This window comes from Coxiella endosymbiont of Ornithodoros maritimus (assembly GCF_907164965.1).
Classification (GTDB): Bacteria; Pseudomonadota; Gammaproteobacteria; order Coxiellales; family Coxiellaceae; genus Coxiella.
In genome coordinates this window covers 1-7,176 of sequence record NZ_CAJRAM010000094.1, presented here as the reverse complement: position 1 = coordinate 7,176, position 7,176 = coordinate 1, and the positions used below count along the sequence as shown (strand labels likewise).

Sequence of the window (7,176 nt, the reverse complement as noted above, 5' to 3'; positions counted from 1 at the left end):
GGGGGGATTTAACGGCGCTGCCGGTTTATGCGAACGGGGAGGGACATTCATCAATTTCATCTGTTTCTGGCAAGTTGTTGGTGTTTATTGGGTTAGTTCCTCCACAACACGCGAGTGAGAATAAGGAGGTCTTGTCGCGGATTAGTAAACGCGGCAATGTGATGTTAAGGACGTTAAGGTAAAACCTGAGGTTGATGAGGCTAATTCATGCGGTGGCTCGGTGAAGCCGCATATACGTTCTTTTCGTCAAAACTGATTGTTGACAACAACCCTGGGGCCATATACGTATAGACCAAAGGCAATTTTCGAATGACGCCAGCCGAAACGCGACCATAGCTATTGACATGAAGATACTGAAGAGTAAAAAACCAATATCAATCAAATAATACTGCAAACCAACGGCAGATAAAGGCGACTAAAAATCACCATTTTGTGTTAAATCGTTAACAGGCGTAAAGTTTATCCGCGTGCAGATATTCAAGGCCGCAGCGCCCACTTTGCTATACGTATATAAATTTCTGCAAATTGGAAAAGCCAATTTAAGCGCGATGTAGCCTAACCAAGAATGTTCGCTAATCCTACCACCCACCACGGGGAGATCATAAGGTACAAGATAGCGATTCCATTGGTACCCCACATCCACACCCAACAGAGCTGCCTTTTCCTCCCTTCACAAAGGGGCCAAACGGGGAACCGTCACTTTGCAAAGTAGCTACATAAGTTTGGTAAGGAAGATATGATTCCCAATCGCGCGAAGCATATCCATAGACCCCTTCAACATAGACACCCGAGTATACAAAGGAGGTTCGAATATAATAGGGAACTTCAATTCCACCCACAACAGCGTTAGTGGGAATTAAAAATAAAGTAGATAGAAGATAAAAAATACAACGGCCCATGTCCCAAAAAGTGTTTTTAGTTTAGCAATACTTTATATTACGTTGGCTAGCGAATGTAAGTTTTTCATCACGGCAATCGAGCCAAAGGTCGCTCCTTTTTTAAGCTTGGGCTGATTGCCTTTGGTCTTTTATTTAAATCCCCAATCATCCAACTCCTTCCTCAGCAATGCTGATGGTGTAGGGGTTAATTGAATCGCTGAGAATTCATTTCGCAATGGGTAGTGCCGGCGTAGGTATTCAAATTGATCGGGATTCTCTGCAAGCGCCTCGCGCATCCTTTGGCTTTCGCGGCCAGGATCGAATAACGTTAATAAAATATCTTCAGCGTCGCGACAGTCCTGAATATTTAACATCATTGTTTCCTGCAACTGCTGCAACTCACTAAATCGGCGTGTACCTGATAAATGAAAATATTTTAGAAAAGCGTCGTAAATTATCAGCGTTGCACGCAATTTCGCTTGCCTGCTATAGCCGGCAATATGAGGAGTGGCAATGGTTGTTTTTTCCAATAATTGTAAATTAACAGTGGGTTCATTTTCCCAAACATCTAAGCAAGTTATAACGTGGTCACACTGTAATAAAGCATTATTATCAACAACAGCACCTCGGCAGGCGTTCAGTAATACGCTGCCGGGTTTTAACGTTTTAAGAAAACGGTTATCAATTAAATGATAGGTCGGAAAGTTTCCCGTTTTGACTAAAGGCGTGTGCAAACAAACAAGATTAACATTGGTCAGCGAGGCTAAAGGAACTGAAATAAAATCCTTTTCCATACGTGCGCGTGCGGGATCGTTATGCAACACCGTAAAACCAATTTTTCTCAATCGATCGGAGATAACGGAACCCACATGGCCAACGCCAATGATTGCTGCTGTGGCTGAATTGCGCGGCAATAAATTTCTCTTATGCAAATAAGCCAGGCAATGGAGCACGTATTCCGCTACGGCCGTCGCATTAGCGCTAGGCGCATAGGCCCAATGAATAGATTGTTTTTTGAGCCACCTAGAATCGATATGATCGAATCCCGCTGTCGCACTGCCAACAAATTCGACAGCCGTCCCCTTCAGCAAGGCGGAATCTACGGAAGTAATAGAGCGAGTTAGCAACGCATTAACAGCGAGAAGATCACGATTTTGAATGTGAGCCCCCGGCTTTAATATCAGTTCACCGAGGTCGCCAAAGAGCTCGGAAACAAAGGGGATACGGTCATCAGCTAAGATTTTTATCATGATCGAAAACTGTAGCTGAAAATCTACTGATTCGCCATTGAAAGGATTTAATAAGTTAGAATAGACTCCAATTATTTAGGGAAGTTTTTACTCCATGAAGGCGGTTGTCTACATAGGGTTTTTTTTTGCTAATTTTATTTTCCGAAATGGACGGCTATGGAAACTTCGCCTTACCCGCTCCCGCGCACGACCATGGTGGAAAACTATGCTTATTTTCATCCGCATGCGCCATTAACGCGACTCCCTTTCCCACGTGCCTTCCATCAAAGAGCCAAGCACTTGAGCTTAAGCGAAGCCATTTTGTTAGCGCTTCACAACAATCCCAATGTGATCAGCAGTGAGTTGCAGCGGGTGGTTGTAAATTTACATTGGAAGTAGCGCATAATGAATTTGAACCGCAATTCACCTTAGGCAGTACGGCGAATTACGCCTGGCAGAGCAAGCCGACTTATTCGCTCAACGCCGGCGTGAGTGTAAAGACAACCTTGGGGACTGTGCTGGAAACCAGTTATGGCACTTCTTTTACCGGCGGCCCGGGGAGCACGACAATAACGATAACGCAACCTTTATTGAAAGGAGTGGGTTGGGCCTACAACATCATTGATCTTACGAACGCGGTTGATAATGAAAAGGTGGCGCGATTAACTTTTAAAAGTAGCATTATTACTGTGGTTGATGCGGTCATTAAAGCCTACCGAACATTAGTCGAAGATTACAATAAGCCGACCATTCAAGGACGCACTTTATTACGCATAGAACAAACGGTTAGACAATCTGAATTACGAGTGAAAGCTAGAAAACTCGCACCCAGCGATTTATTACAATAACAAGCAAACCTTGCTAGTACCCGTTTATCCATGATGCAGCAACAGAGCAGTTTAGATGCCGATTATCAAGCATTTTTAAAAACTTTAGGATTGACAACGACGGCAAAGGTCCATCATTGACCAACGGATAGAAGAAGTCATCTATCTCCTATTCCCTCCGTAGACGCAGCCATCCGATTGGCGCTTTTAAACAATATAGATTATCAAACTTCCGTTATTCAATTGCGTGCAGCAAAACGCGCTGTAATCTCTGCAAAAAATCAAGAACGGTGGCAATTAGATGTTATGGCAAGCACGACTATCGGCGACGGTAACGGGGACGGTGGCTCTATTTTACCTATTTTCCAAGATGCGGCACCGATTTCAGGTGGCGGAACGGGCCCCAGTTTAGGATTTATGCTTAACATTCCCATTAACGACGTTCAGGCAAAGGCAGAAATTATTGACGCGCATATCTAGCTCGAGCAGGCTAAATTAGCCCTCGAAGAAACAAAGGAAGATCTTATTAGAAACGTGACAAATCAAATTAATCAACTCCATAATCAATATGCACAGATTAAAGTCGCCAAACATGGCGTTGAGCTGCAACGGCGAACATTGGAAAATGCACAGCTCAAATTGCGTTTTGGAAAAACAACCGTTTTTGAAGTTAACCAATTACAAGATCAATTGCTGGAGCAAGAAACCGATTTAGTAGCTCAGCGGATTGAATTCTTAAACGCGATTACAGATCTCGATAACACATTGAGAATTAATTTGAGGTACTAGCCATGAGAAAAAAATGTTTCAATGGGGAGTTTGTTTAATGCTGACAGCAGCTGTCTTTTTTACCGGTTGTAAAAGAGATGAAAAAAAAGAGTCAGAAAAAGACAGGCAAATTATCGTAGCCAAGCTACAACCTAGCGTGACCCAGCTTTATTTTAAAGGCTCGTTGGCAACCGTTGAGAACGGTATCTGTTTTAAGCCCCGTTGACGGAACCATCACAAAATTATTTTTTACGCACGCCGCTTCTATTGAAGAAAATCAAAATATTGTTAAAATTCATTCTCAAAAATTGGCCGAGGATTACCGCGATGCGATGACTAAATATCTTCAGGCAAAAGATATCTACGAAACCAGTCTAAAATCATTTGCCGACACGCAAGCGCTTTATGAAGCCGGTATTATCTCAGAAGAAGAATTTCGCACCGAAAGGAGTCAGCACGATAGCAACATCCTTAATTTTTACCAAACTCGCTTCACCTTAGAAAAAGTTTTACGGGAAGCAGACATCGACCCCAAAAGCGTGGAAGGCTTGCGTATTGCGGACATCAATGCCGTGGCACAAATTTTGCAAAAGCATTTTTGTCATATCTTAGTAAAATCACCGGGAAAAGGTGTGGCGCTTTTTCCGGTTAAATCGGAAGATGATAAAGACGGTAAGGAACAGTTAGTCGTTGGCACGGAAGTTAAACAAGATCAATTAATATTGTCCATCGGCGATTTATCCGAGTTTACTATCACGCTGCAAGTGAGCAAAATTAAGATTAATCGGCTTCATTTAGCCTTAAAAGCTATCGCGACGGGTGATGCTTTTCCTGGAATTACCCTTCATGGAATTGTGACGGTCGTGGCAAGACAATCCAACCCAGAGCAAAGCGAAGGTAATGGAGGACTTAGCACATTTAATATTGAAGTCCAAGTTCCCGGCGTGACAAAAGAACAACGCAACGTTATCCATGTAAGTATGAGCGCCACCGTAGAAATTGACGTGGAAAATCCCCCACATAATATTACCCATCGGGGCAGTGACGCCGAAAAACGGTCAAAGTGTTGTTACTATTATCGACCCAAAAACTGGCAAAGAAACAAAGGTTCCTGTCGTGATGGGTGCCACGACTTTAACAGGTGTTATAATCCTTCAAGGCATTAATCCGGACGACAAAGTGGTGGTTTATGATTGAATTTAAAAACATCACTAAAGTGTATCAGTTCGGCTCGAACAGCTATAAAGCTTTAAAAAGGGTTAGTTTTTTAATTGAAAAAGGTGAATTCGTTGGAATTAGCGGGGCGTCTGGATCAGGGAAAACCAGCACAATGAATATTTTGGGTCTGTTGGATCATCCCACCAGCGGTGAATATTTATTAAGAAATAAAAATGCCGCTTATTTAAATCCTAATCAGCGCGCGGATTTGTTTTTCAATTATTCTTTATATTGCCGCGATTAAACGTGCTGCAAAACGTGGGACTTCCTTTGACTTATCGTAATCTCAGCGGCAAGCGAATTAACAAACACGCGCGAACCATGTTACAAAGAGTCGGGATGGCTAAATTCCACCATCATAAATCCAGCGAGCTTTCTGGTGGACAACAGCAACGGGTAGCGATTGCGCGTCGCTTGTTGGAAACCCCGATATTATTTTAGCGGACGAGCCAACCGGCGCGTTGGATTCAAAAACGAGTCAAGAAGTGTTGGATTTATTGATTCAATTAAATCGCGAGGAGAGCTGTACGGTGGTGCTGATTACGCACGATGAACAAATTGCCGCCCAATGTCCGCGGATAATTAAAATGCACGATGGCTTGATTGTTCCATAGATACAAAAATATGAGTTTTATTCGATATATCAAAGCAGCTTTAAGGAATTTAATTTCATCTAAATTACGTTCCTTCTTGGCTATTTTAGGCATTCTCGTAGGAACGGCTTCTGTTGTCGCTTTGATTACTTCCAGCCAATTAGCCACCGAACATGTACTTGACCAATTTAAGGAATTAGGAACCAATTTATTAGCGATGGATGTTAAAGCGCGTCCCGGGCAACAACAAACCGACATAAGCCAACAAATTACACTAGCCAAAATTTCCCAAATTAAACACGCCTCCCAAGAAATTGCCCTCGTGGCGCCTTACACCAGCTTATTTAATACTCTTTATTTCGAAGGAAAACAAATAGAAGGTCGGGTATTAGGTGCGACAGCGGAATTGGCCGAAATTGTAAAAATAGAAATAAATAAAGGTTGTTTCGTTTCTTACTGGGATCGAAACAGTTTTTTTTTGCGTGATCGGCAGCGACGTTGGTAAAGATTTTTTAACAAAGGGCATTGCAAACCCCATTGGCCATCAGATATCGATCGGAAAATTTGTTTTCACTATTATCGGCGTAGCCAAGCACTGGCAATCCAATTGGTTTTTATACGCAGACATTAACAAAAGTGCTATCATGCCGCTGGCGACTTCTTTTTTCTTAAGTAAAGATGCACAAATAAATAATCTGCTATTTCGCCTTGTTCCTGATCCCTATATCGCTGAAGTGCAAAACACGTTAACGGATAAAATGAGCCAACTCTACCCGCAGTTAAAAACGACTTCCCGCAGCCCCGAGCAAATCATTGGCATTATGAAAAAACAACAAAACACGTTTACCTGGTTGTTAGGCTCAATTGGAGGTATTGCACTGCTGGTCGGTGGCATCGGTGTGATGAAATATTATGTACATCTCGGTTATTGAGCGCCGTCGTGAAATAGGAATCCGCATGGCTGTAGGGGCCGCCGCGCTAATATTCGTCGAATGTTTTTAGTAGAAGCGATTATTTTAATGTTATTTGGTGATCTATTGGGTATCCTTGTTCTCGGTCGTTACGATAGCCTCCATCCTCGCCTTAGGGCAGCGGCTGGAGCTTTCGCATCCCCTACTTTTCCCCCTATTTTAGGTTTCGTCATCTCCATCCTCGTCGGCGTCATCTCTGGATTTTATCCCGCCTATCGAGTATCTAATTTGGACCCAATTGAAACATTGCGAGGAGAATAAAATGGAAAACACGAAAAAATTCATCGATCTCAAATGGAAAAAAATATCCTTAAATAAAATTAGTTACCCCTGTCATTTCCGTTTGCGCGTAAATGACGTGTACAAAGAATTATCAGTATTTTTATAGCTATTCTTTAATACTTCTTTAAAAAATCATTGGTATTCTTGATGGGAGAAGTCGATACAGAGGAGATTTTTAAATGTCCAGACAGCCTACTAATTTCCAGGAAGGTATTGAACGGCCAGTCTACGTTGTAAGGGGCCCCACGGTTGCCAACACAGCGGCAGTGAAAAAAGATTGGTTCCCCCTTGAGAGAGGATGATAGACGAGATCATTATTTTCCCGTATTCTGCTTTGGTCTATACGTATATGGCCCCAGGGTTGTTGTCAACAATCAGTTTTGACGAAAAGAACGTATATGCGGCTTCAC

At 42.6% G+C, this 7,176-nt stretch carries 4 protein-coding genes and 6 pseudogenes; 7 read left to right on the top strand and 3 right to left on the bottom strand.

What is annotated here, in order from left to right; genetic code table 11:
* Positions 1-176 (top strand): annotated as a pseudogene (locus tag OWO34_RS08160) (transposase); the annotation flags it as partial.
* A gap of 24 nt (positions 177-200) precedes the next feature.
* Here the strand turns inward: OWO34_RS08160 and OWO34_RS08155 are convergent.
* The 3 genes and pseudogenes from OWO34_RS08155 to OWO34_RS08145 all read right to left on the bottom strand — a co-directional run bounded on the left by OWO34_RS08155 (position 201) and on the right by OWO34_RS08145 (position 2,128).
* Positions 201-899 (bottom strand): annotated as a pseudogene (locus tag OWO34_RS08155) (outer membrane beta-barrel protein).
* Positions 900-915: 16 nt separating this feature from the next.
* Positions 916-1,047, bottom strand: a pseudogene (locus OWO34_RS08150) (hypothetical protein).
* Positions 1,028-2,128 (bottom strand): 4-phosphoerythronate dehydrogenase, encoded by a 1,101-nt coding sequence (locus OWO34_RS08145; RefSeq protein ID WP_267257160.1) that lies wholly within the window; start codon positions 2,126-2,128, stop codon positions 1,028-1,030. Before OWO34_RS08145 ends, OWO34_RS08150 begins: the two are co-directional and overlap by 20 nt.
* Positions 2,129-2,222: 94 nt before the next feature.
* On the opposite strand from OWO34_RS08145, the pseudogene OWO34_RS08140 reads away from it, so the two are divergent.
* The 6 genes and pseudogenes from OWO34_RS08140 (at position 2,223) to OWO34_RS09950 (ending at position 6,745) form a co-directional block, all read left to right on the top strand.
* Positions 2,223-3,723 (top strand): annotated as a pseudogene (locus tag OWO34_RS08140) (TolC family protein).
* A 13-nt stretch (positions 3,724-3,736) separates the two neighbouring features.
* Positions 3,737-4,899, top strand: a pseudogene (locus tag OWO34_RS08135) (efflux RND transporter periplasmic adaptor subunit).
* Positions 4,892-5,534 (top strand): annotated as a pseudogene (locus OWO34_RS08130) (ABC transporter ATP-binding protein). Before OWO34_RS08135 ends, OWO34_RS08130 begins: the two co-directional pseudogenes overlap by 8 nt.
* 10 nt (positions 5,535-5,544) lie before the next feature.
* Entirely contained in the window at positions 5,545-6,018 is a 474-nt protein-coding gene (locus OWO34_RS09960; RefSeq protein WP_407647535.1) for an ABC transporter permease, read from the top strand.
* A complete protein-coding gene (locus tag OWO34_RS09955; RefSeq protein WP_407647534.1) occupies positions 5,996-6,445 on the top strand; it encodes an ABC transporter permease in 450 nt (149 codons plus the stop codon). Before OWO34_RS09960 ends, OWO34_RS09955 begins: the two co-directional genes overlap by 23 nt.
* Positions 6,446-6,505: 60 nt before the next feature.
* On the top strand, positions 6,506-6,745 hold the full coding sequence (locus OWO34_RS09950) for an ABC transporter permease (protein WP_407647533.1): 240 nt from the start codon (positions 6,506-6,508) through the stop codon (positions 6,743-6,745).
* The last annotated feature ends 431 nt before the right edge of the window (positions 6,746-7,176 follow it).

Bases quoted from the DNA above. Each gene is read 5' to 3' on its own strand.
- OWO34_RS09960 (WP_407647535.1), top strand. From the start codon at position 5,545: ATGAGTTTTATTCGATATATCAAAGCAGCTTTAAGGAATTTAATTTCA.
- OWO34_RS09950 (WP_407647533.1), top strand. From the start codon at position 6,506: ATGTTTTTAGTAGAAGCGATTATTTTAATGTTATTTGGTGATCTATTG.
- OWO34_RS08145 (WP_267257160.1), bottom strand. From the start codon at position 2,128: ATGATAAAAATCTTAGCTGATGACCGTATCCCCTTTGTTTCCGAGCTC.